This window comes from Arthrobacter bambusae (assembly GCF_022606295.1).
GTDB classification, from domain to species: Bacteria; Actinomycetota; Actinomycetes; order Actinomycetales; family Micrococcaceae; genus Arthrobacter; species Arthrobacter bambusae_A.
The window spans coordinates 88,357-107,979 of the sequence record NZ_JAHHZS010000003.1; the positions used below are offsets into that span (position 1 = coordinate 88,357).

Consider the following 19,623-nt stretch of genomic DNA (forward strand, 5'->3'; position numbering starts at 1 on the left):
AACCGGAAAAGGCACCCCGCAACTGCAGGGTGCCTTTCCTATAAGTCAGCGGGTTTAGCGCTCGCCGTGCTTTCCGGCTTCGCTTCCGTCGACGAACTCCTCGGTGGGTTGCGCGCCCCGGTCCGTGGCTTTGCGCTTTGCCAGGATGCCGCGGAGGACCTCGACGGCCACGGGGACCACTGAGAGGAGCACGATGACCACGAAGATGATGTCCAGGTTGTCCCGGACCCACGGGACCTTGTCGCCGAGCAGGTAGCCGAGCAGCGTGACGCCGCCGCCCCAGAGCGCCGCCCCGATGACGTTGAAAATGAAGAACTTGCGCTTGTCCATCTGGGCGACGCCGACAATCACCGGGACGAAGGTGCGGATGATCGGAACGAAGCGGGCAAGGATCAGGGCCTTGCCACCGTGCTTTTCGAAGAAGGCGTGCGCGCTCTCGACGTTCTCCCGCTTGAACAGCTTGGAATCAGGCTTGTTGAAGATGGCCGGTCCGGCTTTGGAGCCGATGAGGTAGCCGCTCTGGTTGCCGATGATCGCAGAAACGACGATGAGGGCGGCAAGAGCCCAGATATTGAACTTGATGGTATCCGTGGCGACGAGGAGCCCCGCAGTGAAGAGCATCGAGTCGCCAGGCAGGAAGAAGCCCACCAGGAGTCCCGTTTCGGCGAACACAATGCCGCACACGAGCAGGACTACCCATGGGGCCAATGCGGGGTCGGCCAGGAAGACCTGGGGGTTCAGCCAGTCGGGGAGGAGCGCGGACATATGCGGCTGCACCTGCCCGGCACCCCCCAAAGCGGATACGGCAAAGTCGTTCATCGCAGAAAGGGTCACCCTTCAAGGGTACGGGACAACCGCCGTCGGGCCCTTGAGACTGTGCCTGGGGGTGTCTGACAGACACTGCCACCAATCGCCCGACATGCGTAGCGTGGTGGACGTGGAGAGAAGAGACGAGAACTTCTGCGTCCGCAGCCAACTGACCATGAATGACGAGGAAGAACTTTTGATGCGCGACGTAGCAATTCCCAGGACAGCGGCCACGGTCGCTCCTGCGTCAGCTCCCGTGTTCCCGTGGGGCGGTCTCCTGATCCTCGCCGCAGCAGGCTTCACCGCAGTGACTACGGAACTCCTCCCGTCCGGGCTGCTGCCGCAGATCAGCAGGGACCTGGGGGTAGACGAATCGGCCGTTGGCTCCCTGACGGCCGCTTATGCCGCAGTCATCGTCTTCACGGCCCTTCCCCTGTCCAGGCTCCTCGGCGGACGAGTCCGCCGTAAGGCGTTGTTGATCGGCACCGTGCTCGCGTTCGCGCTGAGCAATGTCCTGTTGGCGTCGAGCCCGAGCCTGGGATTGGCAGTTGCGGCAAGGCTCCTCGGAGGCGTGGCCCACGGGATGCTGTGGTCAAGCATGGCCCCCTACGTCGCCAGGATCGTTCCAGCGCGCTCCGTCGGAAAAGCAATGGCCATGGTCTTCAGCGGTAACAGCATCGCGCTGGCCGTCGGCGCCCCGATCGGCACGCTCATGGGCTCGGTCCTTAGCTGGCGCGCCTCCTTCCTTATCCTGGCCGGCGTTGGCGCGGTTCTCGCGTTCCTGGCTATTTGGTTGCTTCCTGGGGCCCCCGACGAGGAAAGTACTACGACGCCGACGCTCCGCGGGGCCCTGAAGCTCCCCGGCGTGATCGCGGTGGCTACAGCCTGGCCGCTCTTGCTTTTGGGCCACTTCACCCTCTTCACCTACATCGCGCCGTTCCTCCATGTCTCCGGCCTGCCGGATGCCTTCACGGGCATTTCGCTGTCCGTGGTGGGGGTCGCCAGCCTCGTGGGGATCTGGATTGCCGGCCTCACTGCGGATTCCCATCCGCGGCGCTCCCTGATTTCCGCGGTCGCCCTGCTGGTGCTGGCCTTCGGCCTCTTGCCGCTGCTTGGCGGCACGTGGGTGGGTGAGCTCGTGCTCGTGACCGTGTGGGGAACCGCCTTCGGGGCCGTCGGCATCTACAACCAGGCAGCAATCCTTCGCGCCGGCGGAGAGCACAAGGACGCCGCGAACGGCTTGACCGTGGTGACCATTCAACTAGGCATCGCCGTCGGCGCCGGATATGGCGCCCTGGCCCTGACTACTGTCGGCGCCCTGTGGGTGCCGCTAGCTGCAGCCGTCCCGACGGCGGCAGCGCTCGCAATCATCCTGGCCAGCCGCCGCGGCGGCTACCCCGCCGGTCCCCGGGAGAATCGGCCCCGCTCCATCGCGAAGCGCGGGCGCTAGGCCTCGACAGCTTCCTCCGGCGGGGCTACCTTGGGCGCATGAACGAAGAGCGTGCGCCAAGGCGCCATGGGCGGGAAGAGGAAGGGAAAGCCCGGGACAAGGCGGGCAAGACTATCCCGGGCGAAAGCCCGGGCGTCAAGGTGGACCCGGACTTCATCCCGGATGAAAGCTCTGAAAACCCTAATGAAGAGCGCGCCCGGGAAACCCCCGAAGAGACCGGAAGCTGATTCTCCGGACAGGCATCCGGCAACTGACCGCGTGATGCCGAAAGACCCCGTTCCATCATGTGTTCAGTTCCATCATGAGGGGCGGTAGTTCGTCGGCAAGTTCCCGGGCGAGGTATCCGGGGCTTCCTTTCCGGCTGGCCAGCCTGTCCCCGGCTGCGGCATGGAGGTGCGAACCCCGGCAGGCTGCCTGCGCATCCGTCGTTCCGCGGGCCCGGAGTCCGGCGATGGTGCCGGCCAGGACGTCTCCGCTACCGGACGTTCCAAGTCCTCCGGAACCGGTGGTGATCTCCCAGCAATCCGTGGACCCGGCTGTATCCGCCGGGCCGGTGTTCCGGGGTTGGACAATGACGCCCTGGCAACTGACCACCGCCTGGTACTGGTGGGAGGCTTCGGCGATGTCGTTGCGGACGTCTTCAGGATCCCGCCCGAGGAGCAGGCCCAATTCGGTCAGGTTCGGAGTCAGGATGAGATGCCCGGCCCATGGCTGGATATCAGGCAAGAGTCCCCTCAGGACCCCCAGTGTGTAAGCGTCGAGGACAATCGTCTGGTTCCCGTGGATCCGTTCCTTGACTACAAGGTTCCGGAGCAGTTGGGCCGTCTCGTCCGCGTCATCAAGGCCAGGCCCGATCAGCACTGCTTCCGCTGATTCCAGTTCCGGCTGCAACGCCTCGTGGGCTGTCGAACGGACGGAGCCGGAGGACGTTTCGGGCAAGCCGATGACGCCTGCCTCAGGCAGGGCGACTGCCAAAGCAACGGCCGTGGATTCAGCAACGGCAAGCGTGAGGCGGCCCGCGCCGGCACGAAGCGCGGCGGTACCGGCGAGGAGGGCGGCCCCCGGTGTTTTGCGGCTCCCACCCACGACCAACACCGTTCCCCGATCGAGCTTGTCCGAACCTGGTGCCGGCAGCGGCCAGCTTCGCAAAAGGGTGGGGGTTACCGGGATGGCCGGCAGGTCACGGACGGACATCGGCGTCGCTCCCGTGCTCGGTGAGCGTGACTCCTTGCTCCAGGAGATGGTCTGCGATATTGAAGCTCTGCAGCGTCCAGGGGCCGTGACCTTCGGCGCGGATATACCGCGTAACGGAAGCGTTCAGAATGGTGTTTGTGCCGGCTATATCCAGCAGTTCCTGTTCGGAAAGCCCCTCCAGAAGGTACCGGAAAAGCAGGATGACGGCGTCATGGCCGACCACGAGGACCCGTTCTCTTCCGGAGATCTGTTCAAGATCGGAGAGAAAGCTCCGTAGCCGCAGCGCGACATCGGTCCAGGACTCGCCACCCGGAGGCCTGTAGTAGAACTTCCCCAACCATCGGCGACGCCGGGCCTCATCGGGCAGCCTCAGCTCCACTCCCCTGGCGGTCAGCATGTCCAGGACGCCAAGCTCGCGGTCCCTGAGCCGCTCATCCACGAGGAGCGACACCTTCCAGCCCGCCGCCCCTACGACCATTTCCGCGGTGCGACGCGCCCGGGCGTACGGAGAGCACAAGACCACGTCCGGGCACTGCGACGGTGGGAGCCGGCTGAACGAACTGCCGAGAGCGGTGGCCTGCTCGTAACCGAGGGGGGACAGGTCGACGTCGGCATCCCGCGCCGGGACCTCAATGACTTCCGCGCCGGACAGTCCAGCCTTCGAGGCTGCTACGTTTCCCAGGCTCTCCCCGTGACGCACCAGGATCAGCTCGACGGCTCCATGGCCGGATAGTGCCCGCATGCTTTCGCTCACAAGAATCTCCTTCGTCGAGACAGGGACCGGACTGCTTCGGTGTCGCCCCGATAGCCACACGGTCATCGGCGTCACCGGAGGACGGCGTCTAGCCAAGTTCGGCGCCGCGTCCTTCCCTTGGGTCTATGCTACTGCTAAGCATGCTTATTATTCCGCGATGCTTGAGTTGACATGGGGAGGAGCAAAATGAACGTCCTGATCAAACTACTTGGCCTGGTTGTGGGCATGGGTGCCGGAATGGCGGCGAACAAGGCCCTGGAGGCCATCTGGAGCAAGTCCACCGGGAAGCCCGCGCCGAAGGATGCAACCAATCTGGAGGACTCCCTGCCCGGCGTGGTGCTGTTCGCCTTCGCTGGGGGCGCCGTAGGGGCGGTCATCCACGTCCTGACCCAAAGGACAACCAAGAAGGCGTTGATCAGGCTGCAGAAGACGGCGGACGAGGTCTGAACGTTTGCAGGTGACAAGGCCAACAACCCCTGCTGCGCCATGCGGATCCCTTTCCACCTGTAACCTTGACCAGTGGCATTGGACTTTACGGCGATCGACTTTGAGACTGCGAACGGCTTCAGGGGTTCTCCGTGCTCGGTCGGCCTCAGCAAGGTCCGCGGCGGCGTCGTGGTGGAGGAAGCTTCATGGCTCATGCGGCCTCCGGTAAACCATGACCACTTCGAGTACCACAACACCCGGATCCACGGCATCCGCGCCGAGGACGTCGCCGGGGCTCCACGCTTTGGCGAAGTCTTCCCCGAAATCGGCGCTTTCATCGGCGACGATATCCTTGCCGCCCACAATGCGGCATTCGATCTCGGCGTCATCCGTTCCGGGCTCGAAGTCTCCGGTCTGCCGGGCCCCGCTTACGAGTACGTCTGCACGGTGATGTTGTCCCGGCGGTGCTACTCCTTGGTGTCCAATTCCTTGCCCTACGCGGCGGAGGAGGCCGGCGTTCCCCTCGTGAACCACCACGACGCCGCCGAAGACGCCCGGGCCTGCGCCGGAATCCTGGTGGACATCGCGCACCGGAACAACGCCAACAGCATCGCTGAGCTCTACATGTCCCTCGGCCTGGCCATACCCCGGCAACAGGCTTTCCAGCCCGGAGACGGACTCTCCAAGCAAACCCTCGCCGCGCTCGCGGGCGTCGGTGGAGGGCGCAGCGCGGCCGCTGGCCGGTCCGGCGTCGGGAATGGCGCCGGCCAGCTTGGACGCGCCTGGGGCAATTGGCCTGAAGAAGGCGACAACCCGGCGCCCAACCCCGCAGCGGAACCGGGCCACCCGCTCTTCGGGCAGACAGTCGTTTTCACCGGCGAGCTTGCGATGGCCCGGCCGGAAGCGAAACAGCGGGCAGCGGAGATGGGAGCGAGCCCGGAAAGCCGTGTGACCGGAAGGACAACGGTCCTGGTGGTAGGCGACGGCTTTGTTGCCGGCGATCTCCGGAACGGCCGCCTCACGGGCAAAGCAAAGCGGGTCCTTGAGCTGCACAGCCGAGGCCAGCAGATCGAGGTACTTTCCGAGGGTGAGTTCCTGCAGATGGTCGGCGGACGCTAGCGGCCGCAAAATTCACACGGAGCAACAAAGCTTCCTGTTGTGTAGCAGCGCTCCTAGCCTTGAGCCATGGCACAGGGAAAACAGGCTGATACCGCAGGGTTCACCGCAGCTCCGGCAGGCAGCCGATGGCGCGCCGCCTTCGCCTTCCCCAATCCGGTCAATGAGTATGCCGCCAGGATCACGGCCGGGCTGGTGGTTCTTGCGGCAGTTGCCACCCTCCTGAGCGGCCTCGGTGGGGGACTCGTGCTGATCGCGGCAGGGTTCTGGCTGCGGGTGTTGTTCGGTCCGAGGATCTCGCCGTTCGCTGTGCTATCCGTCAAATTGCTGGCCCCCCGGGTGGGGCCGGCCAAGCTTGTCCCGGGGCCGCCCAAGCGATTCGCACAGGGAATCGGCGCTGCGCTCAGCACGGCCGCCGTGGTCCTGTTCTTCGCCGGTTTCGCCTTGGGCGCCTGGATCCTGCTCGCCTTGCTGATTGTCGCGGCGTCCCTTGAATCGTTTGCGGGATTCTGCCTGGGCTGCGCCATCTTTGGTTTCCTGCAGAAGCACGGACTTATCCCCGAAGACGTGTGCGAAGCGTGCAACAACATCGCGCTTCGCCGGGTTTGACGCGCTCATTGGTTTTGGGCCTCCGGCCAGCTAGCCCACGGTGACAGCGATAAGCCGTTGCGCCATGCCACGGATGACCTCAGGGGCCTCAAGGGCTTCAAGCCAGTCCGAGGGCAAAGCTTCTTCGCCATGGAATGCCCCGAGGATATTGCCCGCGATCGACGCGGTGGAGTCACTGTCACCGCTGTGGTTCAGCGCCACGGCTATGGCCTGGCGGAAATGGGCGGCCGGATCGAGCTGACCCCCGGCGGTGGCGCCGGTTGCCAGCACCGCATAGAGTCCGACGGCGAGTGCCTCCTCCGCCACCCAGCCCTCGCCCAGGTGCGCCGTGAGTTCTTCCGGGCTGAGCAGGGTGCCGGCCGAGGACATCTCCAGCGCCTGGCGGAGCCGCTCGAGGAGTTCGGGAGCCGCATCGGGCAATGCCGACACCACGCCCAGGGCATGTTCGGCCGCGGTCCGTGGATCGGAACCCGCTGTCAGTTTGTGTACGAGGACGCTGAAGGCACCGGCAGTTTGCCGGGCTGAAGGGTGTCCGTGAGTCAACGATGCGGCATCAGTGCTCAGCTTGTAGACGGTGGCTTCGGAAATGTGCGGGACCAGGCCGAAGGGAGCGGACCGCATGACCGTGCCGCAGCCCTTCGATTCCGGATTGACGGGCCGAAATTTGGTCCCCATCTGGCCCGTGGCGAGTCCGCTCAGGCAGGCCTTGCCCGGATGCCTGCGATGCCGGAGGACCTCCTGGCTGTCGATCCACCGCGGTTGGGGAACAGGGGCTGACGACGGCAACACGATGCCCTGGGTCGCGAGCCATCGCAGGTAGGCCAGCCAGAGGCACGCCGTTTCATCCGCCGCGACGCCGTCGTTGGCCCATTCGAGGGCCTCCACGATGCCGTCGACGGTGTACAGCGTCATCTGGGTGTCGTCCGAGAAGTGGCTGCCGCCGTCGAGCTGGCCGAAAGAGGTGAGGCCTGCGGCGCCGAAGCGCGAACGGATGGTGGCGACGTCGTCGAACTCGACGGCGTAGCCAAGCGAATCGCCCAAGGCACCACCCAACAGGCACCCGCGGACGCGGGACTCGAAGGATGGCACGGCGGAGGGGGACGGTTCAGCACTCATAGTGGTAATTTACCGTGGCTGCTTCGTCGCTCTTCACCTGCCCGCTGATTCGGTGGCTCGCGAACCAGGAGGCAGTGATGCGTGAACCCGCGTGGCGGAAAACCGGAAAAACTCCGGACGACAGATTCTCCCTCGCAAATGAGCGGACCTTCCTTGTGTGGATCCGTACCTCGTTGGCGCTGCGGGCCGGTGCTGTCGCCATCGACCAGCTTGCTCCAAACATCGCGCCGCAGCCCGTGCGCATTGTCTTGTGCGTGGTGCTGTCCATCATCGGCGCGGGGCTCGCGACCCTTGCCTCCCGGCGGCGGGCGCAGATGGAGGCGGCGCTGCGCAACGACCAGGCCTTGCCGTTCTTGATGATTGCAAACGCCCTGTCCATCACCGCCCTCGCCTGCGCTGCGGTCGCCGCAATCGCGTTGGGCGGCTAGGCTCGGATTCAGGAAGCGTCCAGACTGGGCTGACACGATGCTGCGGGGCAAGGATGCGGTCCGTCGCGTGGCGTTGCCCTGGCTGGAGCATTCGCCTCCGCAAAAGAGAACCCGAACTTCGAATTAAGGAATCCCTCGAGATGACCACGACTGTGTCCATTCCCTCCTCCCGCGGCCCCGGGCTCCTTGCCCGGTCGTTCGCTGAAGCTCTGGGGACGCTGTTCCTTGTGGTTGTTGGCTTGGGTGTGTTGATCTTCATCAACCCCCAGGCGGTTCCGATGCCGGCCTCGCTGGCAAGCGGCCTGACTGTCGCCGCGGCCATGCTTGCTTTCGGTTACCTGTCGGGCGGCCACTTCAACCCGGCCATCACGGTTGGCCACCTGGTTGCCGGCCGGATGAAGCTCGTTGATGGGGCCGCATACGTGGGGGCCCAGATTGCGGGCGGCCTCTTGGGCGCTTTGGCGCTCTTCGCCGTCGTACGGACTGTGCCAAATATCCCGGATAGCCGAGCCGTCTTTGAAACCTCGACGTCGGGTTTCGGTGCGCATTCCCCCTTCCAGGTTCCGGTGACCGGTGTGATGCTCGTAGAGGTCCTCGGCGCTGCACTCCTGGTGGGGGTCTTCCTGGGGGTAACCGCCCGGCGCAATCCCAGCAAACTCGCCGCGCCGTTCGCAGTCGGCCTGACCGTCGCAGTCCTGCTGCAGCTGGGTCAATCCACCGGCAATCTCGCCTTCAACCCGGCCCGTGCCACTGCGTCCGCCGTCTTCAGCTCAAGCTGGGCGGTGGAGCAGCTTTGGCTCTTCTGGGTCGCACCGCTCGTGGGCGCCGCGATCGCCGGCCTCATCTTCCGAGGGTTCGGCGAGTCGACTCCTGCGGCTGTGACCGAGGTCGAGGAACCCGCAATTTCTGAGGACGCAGAATCGTTGCCGTCCGACGCCTGGGATGAAAAGTCCGACGACGACGCTGACCCGGCCCTTCCGGAAAGTGCGGCCGACGTTTCCGAGCCCGTTCCGACGCCCGTCGATGAGCCTGCCGAAGCCCCCGCCGCGGCACCCGTCGAAGAGAAGCCCGTCGTCGACCCGGCCCGTGAATTCTTCGATGGCAAGCGGGGCTGACGCAGGGATTCAGCTGCCGGGAACGCCCAGTTACGGCCGGTGCCGCCGCGCCGCACCATTAATGTCCGTGCCTCCGCTTAGCGTGAAAACATGAGGCTTTTGCACACGTCGGATTGGCATCTTGGACGATCGTTCCATGGCGTCGGGATGCTCGATGCCCAGCGCAACTTCATCGAGCAGATGCTGGCAGTCATCCGCGAGCAGTCGGTGGACGTCGTCCTGATTGCGGGCGACGTCTACGACCGCGCCCTCCCCGGCCTGGATGTCGTCAAGCTTCTGGACGACGCCCTCGTGCGCATCACGGACGCCGGGGCCAAGGTGGTGCTGACAAGCGGCAACCACGATTCCGCGATCCGCCTCGGGTTCGCTTCACGCCTGCTGGAGCGCGGAGGAGTCCATTTGAGGACCCGCGTGGAGGACCTCGATTCTCCCGTCCTGTTCCCCTTGGATAGCAACAGCGACAGCAACGACAACGCAGCCCAGGCCGGCGCGCCGGTGCTCGCCATCTACGGCATTCCGTACCTCGAACCGAGGCTTGTTTCCGAACGGCTCGGTACTCAAACCGCGAGTCATTTTGACGTCACCCAAGCCGCGGTGCAGCTCATCCGTGAGGACACTGCCCGGAGAAGCGAAGCAGGCCCGGTGCACTCCGTGGTGTTGGCACACACCTTCGCGAGCGGCGGCATTACCTCGGACAGCGAACGCGATCTGAGCATCGGCGGTTTGGGGGCAGTGCCCCTGGATCTCTTCGATGGCTTCGGCTACACGGCCCTGGGGCACTTGCACGGGCGCCAGGAACTTTCGGAGCACGTCCGGTATTCGGGTTCGCCGCTGGCGTACTCGTTCTCCGAAGCCAAGCACCGGAAGGGTGCATGGTTGATTGACATCGGCATCGACGGTGTTGAGGGCGTCGAGGAAGTACTGTGGACAGCTCCTCGGGAGCTGGCGATCCTCCGCGGGAAGCTTGCGGAGCTTTTGGAGTCGGAGCAATATTCCTGGGCCGAGACTGCGTATTGCCAGATCACCCTCACGGACTCAGCGCGGCCGGCGCAGGCCATGGAACAATTGCGTGCCCGGTTCCCGGACACCCTGGTGCTGGGCTTTGACCCCGAAGACGCCGCCGGAAGGGTCAAGGCCAGCTACAGCAGCAGGCTTGCCGAAGCCGAGGACGATCTGGGTGTGTGCTGCGGCTTCCTCGACCATGTGCGGGGAAGGCCCGCTGACGAGACCGAACTTTCCGCACTTCGTGAAGCCTTGGAAGCAGTCCGGCTGGAAGGAGCAGAGCTGTGAGAATCCACCGACTCGACATTGAGGCATTCGGGCCGTTTGCCGGACTTCAGTCGATTGACTTCGACCAGCTGGGGGCCCAAGGTTTGTTCCTCTTGAACGGTGCTACGGGTGCAGGAAAGACAAGCGTGCTCGACGCCATCTGCTTTGCGTTGTATGGCTCCGTCCCGGGCGCCCGCCAGGATGGCAAACGCTTGCGCAGCGACCACGCGGAGCCGGCTGCGGAGCCGCGGGTTGTCTGCGAATTTTCGGCGCGGGGCAGGCGCTTTGAGGTTACCCGTTCCCCGGCCTGGGACAGGCCAAGCGCCCGTGGACGCAAGGGCTTCACCACCCAGCAGGCCAAAACCCTTCTGCGCGAACGGGTCAACGGCTCGTGGGAGGAAAAGACCTCGCGCAACGACGAAGCCGGCATGGAAATCGGTGACGTCCTGGGGATGGACCGGGAACAATTCACCAGGGTGGTCATGCTCCCGCAGGGGGACTTCGCGGCCTTCTTGCGTTCCAAGGCATCCGACCGGCTCGATCTTCTGCAGAAGCTCTTCGGAACCCAGCGCTTTGAAGCGATCGAGCAACAGTTGGCACTCCAGGCAAACGCCGCGCGCGCGCAAGTGGAGGACAACCGGAACGTCCTGGAGTTGCTCGTGCAAAGGGCGGAGTCGGAGTACGCCCAACTTGGCATTGAAGAGGCCGACACGGCGGATCTTGATGGTCAAGGATCCAGTGGGCCCGCGCCTGAACTCCGGCTCGGGAACCTTGAAGCCCTGGCCCGGGCCGAATCTTTGGCGCGGCAGCAAGCCGCCGGCACTGCCGATGCCGTCCGGCTTCACCTGGCAGACAAGCTCACCTCCGCCCGGGAACGGGTCCAACGGCACGCGAAGCTCGACGCCGCCACGCGACGGCGCGAAGTGCTCTCCTCGAGCGCGGGCGAAGTGCGGGAAACCCGCGAGCGGCTCGGGCGCCACCGGAAAGCCGCCGTACTCGGCGGACAGCTCGACGCCGTAGACCGCGCCACGAACGCCCTCGGCCTGGCGGGCTCAACGGCAGAGTCGGCGACGGCGAAGCTTCGTGCCGCCGCCCTGGACCCAAGCGACCCCGGCACGTCCCTCGCCAGGATCCACGAAACGATGGCGGTCGTGGAAGCCCGGATCGGGGACGAACAAAAGCTCGAGGACATCAGTGCCAGGCTGGACGCACTCACCTTGTCGGCAGGGCAGCGCGAGTCGGCCAAAGCCGAACGCGCCCTTGCTTTGGCCGGCCTCCGTGGCGAGGCAATTGCCTTGGAGGGTGAACTGGCCCCGCTGGAAACGGCCGCTGTGGGGCTGCCCGTCCGCGAAGGCGAAGCAGCAGCAGCGGGGAACACCGTCAAGACCGTAGCCCGTTACGCCATCGCCCGGGATTCCTTGGCCGCGGCAGTGAAGCGCCACGCGTTGGCCCGGGCGCTTTCCCAGGACCTTCGCCAACTCTGGCTGGATCTCCGCGAGTCCCGGCTGGCCAATGCCGCCGGCGAGCTCGCCGCAAAGCTGCGGGATGGCGACGCCTGCCCGGTGTGCGGAAGCGCCGAGCACCCATCGCCGGCGGCTGCCGGGCTCACCGCGCTGGCACTTGCCGAGGAAGAGCAATCCGCCCACGAACGCTATGACGCGAGCGAACACGAACTGCTTCAGGCTTCGGCCGAGCTCGCGTCCGCCGAGCAGGAAGTCGCCGTACTCGCCGCCCAGGGCGGAGACATCGATCCGAAGGAAGCTGCTGCGGCGGAGGCGCGGGCCAAAGACGCCCTGGCTTCGGCGCGTTCCGCCGTCGAAGGACTTGAACGGGTCAAGGCAGACCTCGCACGCACCGCGGAGCGTATTTCCCGTTTGGAGGAGGAACAAGTCCGGGAGGACACTGCCGCGGCTCAGGCCGAATCCACCATGGTTCTGCTGGACGAGCAACGTGAGGCCTTGGACGCCATGCTTGGCGGTCTCCGTGATGGCTTCGACACGCTACGCAGCCGGATAGAGGCATTGACCGCGCAACGCGATCTCCTGCAATCGGCTGTGGCCGCGGGCGTCCAGCTGGAACGTGCCCGGGAGGCTGTGGATGATGCGTCCACAGCTTTGGACCGCGCCCTTTCGGCGAACGGGTTCGAGACCGCGGAGGCTGCGCGGCTCGAAATCCTCGACGAGCAGCATGCCGCCAGGCTTGAGGAAGCCATCAGGGCCGCCGAGACCGAGAACGCAAGACTCGCGGAACTCTTCGAATCCGAGGACCTCGTGCTCGCCGCAAAGGAAGCGCAGATCGGAGAGGTGCCCCTGACCGCCGTCGAGCTTGCCGCCCTCGAACAGGAGGCCGGGCAAAGCGAAGAAACGGCCCGCCGTTTGGCTCTATCTGCCGGGCTGGCTGCACGGACCGTGACCAGCCTGGCCGCAATCCGCTCGCAGTACGAAGAGGCTGCCGACGCCGGGCGCGGCCCCCGCGAACGCGCCCGGGTTCTCAACGAACTCGCCGAGACCGCCAGGGGGGCAGGTGACAACGGTTACAAAATGAGTCTCAACAGCTATGTCCTGGCCGCTCGCCTTGAACAGGTCGCGGCTGCGGCCTCGGAGCGGCTGATCGCCATGAGCGATGGCCGGTACACCCTGCAACACACCGACGCCAGGGCAGCACGCGGCGCGAAATCCGGCCTGGGCCTGGAAGTCGTGGACGAGTGGACGGGCCAGCGGCGGGACACCGCAACGCTGTCCGGCGGGGAGTCGTTCATGGCTTCGCTCGCGTTGGCCCTCGGGCTCGCGGATGTGGTCCAGCACGAAGCCGGAGGCGTGGACATCGAGACCTTGTTCGTGGATGAGGGCTTCGGGAGCCTTGACGAGCAATCCCTTGAGCAGGTCATGGATGCGCTCGAAGGACTGCGCGACGGCGGCAGGGTAGTGGGGCTTGTCAGCCACGTTGCCGAGATGAAGCAGAGAATCGGCAGCCAGTTGCAAGTGACCAAGAACCGGAATGGCTCCACTGTGCGGATCGTCGACGCCGCGGCGGCCTGACAATGCCGGTTTGAGGCGCTCCCGCAGGACCCGGCCCGCTGGAAAAGGCACAGCCGTCCGGTAGACTTGGAGGGTTACACCGGGTCGCGCGCATCGGGAGGAGGGACGATGCGCACCTTTCAGCGAACCCGGAATCATGAACTCCTCCCCACAGAACTCCACGGCGAGCACCGCACTGCAGGCTGCCTCTTCAGTTCCATCCGCGCCCCCGAAAGTCGCGCCCGCGAAGGCCGCGCCCCGTCGTTCGCGTCTGCCTGGCCGCTTCGCCCGCCTGCCTGAGCTCGCCGGCCGGAACTTCCTGCCGTTGGGACTCTTCGCACGGCTGCCCCTCGCCATGCTGACTGTCGGCACCCTCACCCTCGTCACGGCCGTCAGCCATTCCTACGCCATCGGCGGCCTCGCCGCGGGAGCCGTCGGTATCGGATCGGCCTTGGGAGCACCGGTGCTCGGTTCGCTCGCTGACCGCTCAGGGCAGCGCCCGGTCCTGCTCGTAGCCGCGGCTGTCAATGCGGTGACAGTCATCGCATTGCTCGTTGCCGCGTACCTGACGCCCGATTTCAGCACCCCCACGGACGCGGCCGTCATTTTGCTGACTGCGTTCCTGGCCGGAGCGAGTTGCCCGCAGGTGGGGCCCATGGCCCGTGTCCGGTGGATGGCGCTGACTGCCGGGAACTTGAATCCACGGAATCCGAACACTGGAGTCGGGGCGAATCCCACGGGTCACGGAAGTGTGGCGTCCAGCCGCGCAGACCTGGACACCGCTTTGTCCTACGAGGGCACCGCGGACGAAGTCACTTTCGTCCTGGGTCCGGCGTTGGTCGGCATTCTCGCCAGCCTCGTGGCCCCTTGGCTTCCGCTCGCATTGGCGGCCGTCCTGACAGCAACTCTCGTACCGGCCTTCGCCGTCCATCCCTCGCAATTGGCTGTGGTGCCGGCAAAGCGCAAGGCGCGCACCGGCGTCGTGAGCATCCCTGCCGAGCGGAAGTCGGGTGCCTTGGCGTGGCTGAAGGTCGCCGTTCCTGTGCTGGCCATGGTCTGCATGGGAACATTCTTCGGGGCAACCCAGAATGCCTTGAGCGCTTACTCCGCCCAGTTCGCCACGGCGGAAATTGCGGGACTGATGTATTCCGTCATGGGCCTGAGCTCCGCCGTCGCCGCGCTGTCCGTTGCCTATTGGCCGCGGCGCTTCGGCCTGGCCATCCGTTGGGTGCTCGCCGCGGCCGCGATGACGGCCTTCTCTCTGCTGTTGTTCCTCCCCGCCGGGATCTGGCCGATGGCCATCGTTCTCTTGGTGCTCGGAATCCCCGTGGGACCCGTCATGGTGACCGTCTTCAGCATCGGGGGAGTCGTGGCTCCGGCAGGTCGGATGGCAACCGTGATGACCGCCCTGGCGAGCGGCATCGTGGCAGGTACTGCGTTGGGCGCCTATCTTGCCGGCCAGTTGGCCCAGACGCAGGGCCCGGGCGCCGCATTTGTGGTGTCGACCGCTGCTTCGGGCGCGCTTCTGGTGCTCGGCATCGTTGCAGGACTGGTCCTTCGGCGCAAGCCAAGCACCCAGCACTAACGACGCCCGCTCACTTATGGGCCGCTTTCGGGGAACCCTCTTTCAGATCATCTGCACGAGCGTTGCCGGTTTTGGCCTCATACGTGAGCGAGCGTTGGAAGGGGACGGTGCGAGCCCATCGGCGGGGTCCGTTGCCTGGAGCCCACGGGCGGGTCCTTACGCCAGCTGGGCCCCTATGCGGGCCGCGCTCGCTGCCAGTGCTTCGCCGACGGCGGCCTGGTCCTGTTCGCGGCGGATGTAGACGACGGCGATCGCGGCGGGCCGCCCACCCGGCACCTGGATTGGGGCGGCCAGGGAAGACAATCCGGCGATGACCTCGTCGTGGCTTGCCGCGTAGCCGAGCCTGCGGGCTTCGGATGCTTCCGGGCGATAGGGCAGGCCAGGAGCGCGGACGGCCCATTCTTCCTTGCTCATGGTGGACTGGATGGCGATCCCAGGCGCCCCGGTGTTCACGGGGTGGCGCGTGCCGGGATGTTGTGCCAGGGTGGCGGCCGAGTGGCGCGGCTCGACCGTGACCAGCGTGACGCAGTCCTGATGGTCCCAGACCGCGACGAAAGCCGTCATGTTCAGGGTGTTGGCAAGCTGGGTCAGCTCCGGAAGGGCGGCCGTCTGGAGGTCGCGGGAGACACCCCTGGCCAGCACCGCAAGCCCGGGCCCGGGCTGGACACGTCCGGCGTCGTCGCGCACCAGCAGGGAGTGATCCTCCAGCGTGCGGAGGATCCGGTAGGCCACCGAACGATGAACACCCAAGGCGCCGGCGAGTTCCGCAATGGTCAGGGGGCGCTCGGCAGCCGCCAGGATTTCGAGGGCCTGGATGCCCCGGGAGAGGGTCTGCGACGGCGAGACTGTCGCCGTCGTTTCCTGCAGGCTCTTAGCGGCGCTGGGAGACATCATGCGCTCCATCCTATGTTGGGGCTAACGCGGCTTGCCCGCCGTCTTGTGCTGTGACACGCAAGAGACTATGGTTCTTTATGAGAATTTGTTGTTCAAATATAGAACAAATCCACATATAGAACAATCTCCTAGAACAATCTCCAGCCAGGGATCAACGATGATTGCCAAGTCCAGCCAGAATGCGGAGCCGGGACCCCTCGGCCGCACCTCGAGGCCGCGGGCACATCATTTCCGCGGCAGCCTGGGCCGCTTCGCCACAGGCGTTGCCATCGTGACATTCGACGGCGTCAGCAAGCGGCATGGCATTACCGTCAATTCCTTCACCTCGGTGTCCATGGAACCGCCGCTGGTCCTCGTCAGCATCGCCCGCAACACCAAAGCGCACGACGAGCTTGCCGGGCGCCCATTCACCGTCAATATCCTGGGCGCCGAACAGAAGCAGTTGGCCCTGCATTTCGCGGGCCGTCCAGGGCCCGAGCCCCATTGGGTCGAAGGCGACATTGCGCCCCGGCTATCCAACGTCCTCGCCTATTTCGAATGCACGCCATGGGCTGCCTACGACGGCGGTGACCACACCCTCTACCTGGGTCAAGTGGTGGATTTCAACTACCGCAGCGGCGACGCACTCGCCTTCGCCAACAGCTCCTTCACCACCATCCCGGAAAGCCAATTGGGAATGGAGGATCTTTTGTAGTTGATGCGGGGCCCGTCGACGTCGCATCCATATGCCGTTTCAGCTCAACCATCATTGGAGACAACCATGGGAATCCGGACCGGACAGCAGTACCTGGACAAGCTCAACTCGATGAACCCCCACGTCCTGATCGACGGCGAAACGGTCACCGAGAAGATCGCCGACCACCCGTCATTCAGGAACGTGGCCCGCACGTACGCGAAGCTCTTCGACATGCAGCATGACCCGAAGTATGCGGACGCCCTCACCTATGAGTCCCCGACGACCGGCGACCGGGTGAGTGCCTCGTTCCTGGTGCCGCGCAGCAAGGAAGACCTCGAGCATCGGCATGCAGCTATCCGCACCTGGGCTGAGTATTCCCTTGGATTCCTGGGCCGGACGGGCGACTACATGAACGGCGCCCTCACGGCGCTTGCCGCCGCGGAAAAATGGTTCGCCCAGGCCGATCCGATGTTCGGCGAAAACATCCGCAAATACTACGAGCATTGCCGCGAAAACGATCTCCTGGCCACGCACACCCTGATTCCACCGCAAGTCAACCGTTCGGTGTCAGGTTCCGAGCAGCTCGGCGGCCAGCTCTCGGCCAGGGTGGTGGAAGAACGCGAAGATGGCATTGTGGTCCACGGTGCGCGGATGCTCGCCACGATCGCACCGATCGCCGACGAGCTTCTCGTGTTCCCCTCGACGCTTCTGCGCTCGACGCCGGAAGATGCTCCCTATTCCTACGCGTTTGCCCTCCCGAACGATGCGCCCGGCATGCGCTACCTGTGCCGGACGTCGCTCTACAACGGCGGAGGCACCCACGACGAGCCGCTCGCCAGCCGATTCGAGGAGATGGACGCCGTCGTCGTTTTCGACCATGTGTTCGTGCCCAACGAGCGCATCTTCATGCTCGGGCATCCTGAGCTGTGCAATGCCTTCTATTCCGAAACCGGCGCCGGGGCCCTCATGACCCACCAGGTGGTCACGCGGACCATCGCGAAGAGCGAGTTCTTCCTGGGCCTGGCCTCCGAGATTGCCGCATCGATCGGGGTGGACGGTTTCCAGCACATCCAGGAGGACCTCGCGGAGCTGATCGAGACCGTCGAAATCGGCAAGGCCCTCATGGTGGCGGCGGAAGCCCAGGCCGCTCCGAGCCCGGACGGCGTGTTCCTGCCGCACTGGCCCACCCTGAATGCGGCCCGCAACTGGTACCCCAAGGTTGCCCAGCGTTTCCCCGCGATCATCCGGAAGTTCTCGGCGTCCGGCCTCATGGCCCTGCCGGGCGAAGCGGACGTGGCCAGTGAGGCATTGCCGGACATCGAGCTGTACCTGCAGGCGAAGACGCTGACCGGCCCGGAGCGCGTGCGCCTCTTCAAGCTCGCCTTCGATGCCAGCATTTCCGCGTTCGCCGGGCGCCAGGCCCTGTATGAGTACTTCTTCTTCGGTGACCCTGTCCGCATGGCGGCCGCCCTGGTGAACAGCTATGACCGCGAGCCGGCCCGCGCGCGGGTGCGGGAGTTCCTCGAGCGGAAAGACTGAACGCGCCACGGCGCGGACGACGACGACGGCGGCGAGCGTCGCCGTCGACTTCCGGCAGCTGTGCGGGAGGATCTGGCCAAACAGAGGGGCGCCCGCCCACGGAAAAAGGGGACTGACGGTGCTGACCGTCAGTCCCCTTTTCCGTTGCCGGACCGCTCTCAGGGCCTGGGGTAGATGGCGTTGGTGCGGTAGAGGAAGGCCGCGGTGGCGTCGCGGGCGACTGCGATGCCGGGCCGGAATTCCGACGTGCCGTCAGGGAGGGCCCAGCCGGTGGTGATCTTGTTGTTGGCGAGCCAGGTGATTTCCTTGTAGAAGGGGTAGTTGGCAGGCACATCGATGAAGTTGCTGCTTACCGTGACTGCAGGACTTCCGTTGAGGCGATAGATGAAGGCTGCCATGGCATCGCGGTTGACAGTGCCTTGTGGATGGAAGGTCGGTGCCCCGTTGGGGCCGTCGTTATAGCCGGTGGTAATACCTTGGTCTGCCAGCCAGGACACTTCCTTGTAGTAGGGGCTGTTCGTTGGATAATCGGCGAACTTCGGTGTTGCCGGCGGGGTGTACGCAGGGCTGCCCATGTAGCGGTAGATGAAGGCGGCCATGGCTTCGCGGCTGATGGACTCCAAGGGCCGGAACTGGCGGGTCTGGTCCGGCATGGCCCAGCCGGTGGTGATGCCTGCGTCAGCGGCCCAGGTGATTTCCTTGTAGAAGGGGTAGCTCGAGGTCACGTCGGTGAAGGAATACGACGCAGACGCCGATTCATTCTTCACGATGAGGTCGTCCACGTAGATGTCGGCCTGCTGCGTCGGGTGTTCCGAGCCCAGCATCACACTGCTCACGGACGTTGCCGAGATGTTGAGGGTGCTGGAGGAGAAGACGGACTTGTCATCGAACCAGACTTGGGCCGCCGTGGCGCTTCCATTGGCGGTGACGTCCATCGCGATATGGTGCCAGCTGTTGAGCGCAACGGTCCCGACCATCGTTGTATAGCTGAAGGTGCCGTCCGGCGCAGTGACCCTCAACACGAAGTTGGACGTGCTGTTGTAACGGAAGATGTCCATGATCCGTGTCGCCCCGGAGAAGAAGCGGAAGTAGGGAACATCGTTGCCTGCCACACCGGCGGTGGTGATGTTGAACCAGCCGGCCGCGTAGGCATGGGTGGTGCCTGAGGGAAGGGGCACGGACATATTGGAGATCGAACCGGCATCAATCGTTGCGTGCAGGTAGGCGGAGCATGCGCCGTCGTGGGCCATGGTCGAGCTGACAGCGGCCGTTCCGGTCCCTTGCGTGACGGGTGAGTACGGGGACAAGGTCCCGGATTCGAAGTTGTCGGCAACCACCGTGGTGCCGGGGAAGCTGTCCGTAGGTGCAGCGGTTCCCGGCTGGCAGGTGACCGACGCTGCCTCGGCGGGTGCCGCAACAATTGCCGCGCTTGCACCCAAAGCGAGGCCGAGAATTCCGGAGAGTCCCAACCGGTACAGTCGTTTCATTGTCCGTCCTCCAAGCTACGGTCGACACCCGGCTTCCTCGGAGGTGCGAGGAAGCCGGCTTTGATCTGCCTGTGGCGAAAGTTGTTGCGACGGTCCCCGGCCCAGGCACCCGGCAATGCCGTCGAGAACCAATGGCACCAT

The 19,623-nt window shown here is 65.2% G+C and carries 18 protein-coding genes; 12 read left to right on the top strand and 6 right to left on the bottom strand.

Features of this window, described 5'->3' with window-relative positions; translation table 11 throughout:
• Positions 1-54: 54 nt before the first annotated feature.
• On the bottom strand, positions 55-819 hold the full coding sequence (locus KNN17_RS02980; RefSeq protein ID WP_241707524.1) for a VTT domain-containing protein: 765 nt from the start codon (positions 817-819) through the stop codon (positions 55-57).
• Between the two features lie 187 nt (positions 820-1,006).
• On the opposite strand from KNN17_RS02980, the gene KNN17_RS02985 reads away from it, so the two are divergent.
• Both KNN17_RS02985 and KNN17_RS02990 read left to right on the top strand, forming a co-directional pair.
• A complete protein-coding gene (locus KNN17_RS02985; protein WP_242598486.1) occupies positions 1,007-2,257 on the top strand; it encodes an MFS transporter in 1,251 nt (416 codons plus the stop codon).
• Positions 2,258-2,295: 38 nt separating this feature from the next.
• Entirely contained in the window at positions 2,296-2,484 is a 189-nt protein-coding gene (locus KNN17_RS02990) for a hypothetical protein (RefSeq protein ID WP_241707426.1), read from the top strand.
• Positions 2,485-2,539: 55 nt separating this feature from the next.
• Here the strand turns inward: KNN17_RS02990 and KNN17_RS02995 are convergent, their stop codons facing one another.
• Positions 2,540-3,451 (bottom strand): NAD(P)H-hydrate dehydratase, encoded by a 912-nt coding sequence (locus KNN17_RS02995; protein ID WP_241707427.1) that lies wholly within the window; start codon positions 3,449-3,451, stop codon positions 2,540-2,542.
• Positions 3,438-4,193 carry a histidine phosphatase family protein gene (locus KNN17_RS03000; RefSeq protein WP_241707525.1) on the bottom strand — a complete coding sequence of 252 codons (756 nt, stop codon included), beginning with the start codon at positions 4,191-4,193 and terminating at the stop codon, positions 3,438-3,440. Before KNN17_RS03000 ends, KNN17_RS02995 begins: the two co-directional genes overlap by 14 nt.
• Positions 4,194-4,391: 198 nt before the next feature.
• On the opposite strand from KNN17_RS03000, the gene KNN17_RS03005 reads away from it, so the two are divergent.
• From KNN17_RS03005 to KNN17_RS03015, 3 genes are all read left to right on the top strand, one after another.
• The gene (locus tag KNN17_RS03005; RefSeq protein WP_241707428.1) at positions 4,392-4,652 is read left to right on the top strand and encodes a DUF4235 domain-containing protein; all 261 of its coding nucleotides are present in this window, start codon (positions 4,392-4,394) and stop codon (positions 4,650-4,652) included.
• A 72-nt stretch (positions 4,653-4,724) separates the two neighbouring features.
• Positions 4,725-5,750: an exonuclease domain-containing protein gene (locus KNN17_RS03010; protein WP_241707429.1), complete on the top strand. Its 1,026-nt coding sequence runs from the start codon at positions 4,725-4,727 to the stop codon at positions 5,748-5,750.
• A 66-nt stretch (positions 5,751-5,816) separates the two neighbouring features.
• On the top strand, positions 5,817-6,356 hold the full coding sequence (locus tag KNN17_RS03015) for a DUF4395 domain-containing protein (protein WP_241707430.1): 540 nt from the start codon (positions 5,817-5,819) through the stop codon (positions 6,354-6,356).
• A gap of 30 nt (positions 6,357-6,386) precedes the next feature.
• Here the strand turns inward: KNN17_RS03015 and KNN17_RS03020 are convergent, their stop codons facing one another.
• Entirely contained in the window at positions 6,387-7,472 is a 1,086-nt protein-coding gene (locus KNN17_RS03020; RefSeq protein WP_241707431.1) for an ADP-ribosylglycohydrolase family protein, read from the bottom strand.
• Between the two features lie 77 nt (positions 7,473-7,549).
• On the opposite strand from KNN17_RS03020, the gene KNN17_RS03025 reads away from it, so the two are divergent.
• The 5 genes from KNN17_RS03025 to KNN17_RS03045 all read left to right on the top strand — a co-directional run bounded on the left by KNN17_RS03025 (position 7,550) and on the right by KNN17_RS03045 (position 14,886).
• The gene (locus KNN17_RS03025) at positions 7,550-7,900 is read left to right on the top strand and encodes a YidH family protein (protein ID WP_241707432.1); all 351 of its coding nucleotides are present in this window, start codon (positions 7,550-7,552) and stop codon (positions 7,898-7,900) included.
• 140 nt (positions 7,901-8,040) lie between these two features.
• The gene (locus KNN17_RS03030) at positions 8,041-9,015 is read left to right on the top strand and encodes an MIP/aquaporin family protein (RefSeq protein WP_241707433.1); all 975 of its coding nucleotides are present in this window, start codon (positions 8,041-8,043) and stop codon (positions 9,013-9,015) included.
• A 90-nt stretch (positions 9,016-9,105) separates the two neighbouring features.
• Positions 9,106-10,305 carry an exonuclease SbcCD subunit D gene (locus KNN17_RS03035; RefSeq protein ID WP_241707434.1) on the top strand — a complete coding sequence of 400 codons (1,200 nt, stop codon included), beginning with the start codon at positions 9,106-9,108 and terminating at the stop codon, positions 10,303-10,305.
• Positions 10,302-13,322 carry an AAA family ATPase gene (locus tag KNN17_RS03040; RefSeq protein WP_241707435.1) on the top strand — a complete coding sequence of 1,007 codons (3,021 nt, stop codon included), beginning with the start codon at positions 10,302-10,304 and terminating at the stop codon, positions 13,320-13,322. Before KNN17_RS03035 ends, KNN17_RS03040 begins: the two co-directional genes overlap by 4 nt.
• 136 nt (positions 13,323-13,458) lie before the next feature.
• On the top strand, positions 13,459-14,886 hold the full coding sequence (locus KNN17_RS03045) for an MFS transporter (protein ID WP_241707436.1): 1,428 nt from the start codon (positions 13,459-13,461) through the stop codon (positions 14,884-14,886).
• 156 nt (positions 14,887-15,042) lie between these two features.
• On the opposite strand, the gene KNN17_RS03050 is transcribed toward KNN17_RS03045, so the two are convergent.
• Positions 15,043-15,777 carry an IclR family transcriptional regulator gene (locus KNN17_RS03050; RefSeq protein WP_241707526.1) on the bottom strand — a complete coding sequence of 245 codons (735 nt, stop codon included), beginning with the start codon at positions 15,775-15,777 and terminating at the stop codon, positions 15,043-15,045.
• 160 nt (positions 15,778-15,937) lie between these two features.
• On the opposite strand from KNN17_RS03050, the gene KNN17_RS03055 reads away from it, so the two are divergent.
• Positions 15,938-16,474, top strand: coding sequence for a flavin reductase family protein (locus tag KNN17_RS03055; RefSeq protein WP_078108511.1), 537 nt, complete (start codon positions 15,938-15,940; stop codon positions 16,472-16,474).
• A gap of 66 nt (positions 16,475-16,540) precedes the next feature.
• On the top strand, positions 16,541-17,995 hold the full coding sequence (gene hpaB / locus KNN17_RS03060) for a 4-hydroxyphenylacetate 3-monooxygenase, oxygenase component (RefSeq protein WP_078108512.1): 1,455 nt from the start codon (positions 16,541-16,543) through the stop codon (positions 17,993-17,995).
• Between the two features lie 158 nt (positions 17,996-18,153).
• Here hpaB and KNN17_RS03065 read toward each other — a convergent pair whose 3' ends face one another.
• Entirely contained in the window at positions 18,154-19,482 is a 1,329-nt protein-coding gene (locus tag KNN17_RS03065) for an S-layer homology domain-containing protein (RefSeq protein ID WP_241707437.1), read from the bottom strand.
• Positions 19,483-19,623 lie beyond the last annotated feature (141 nt).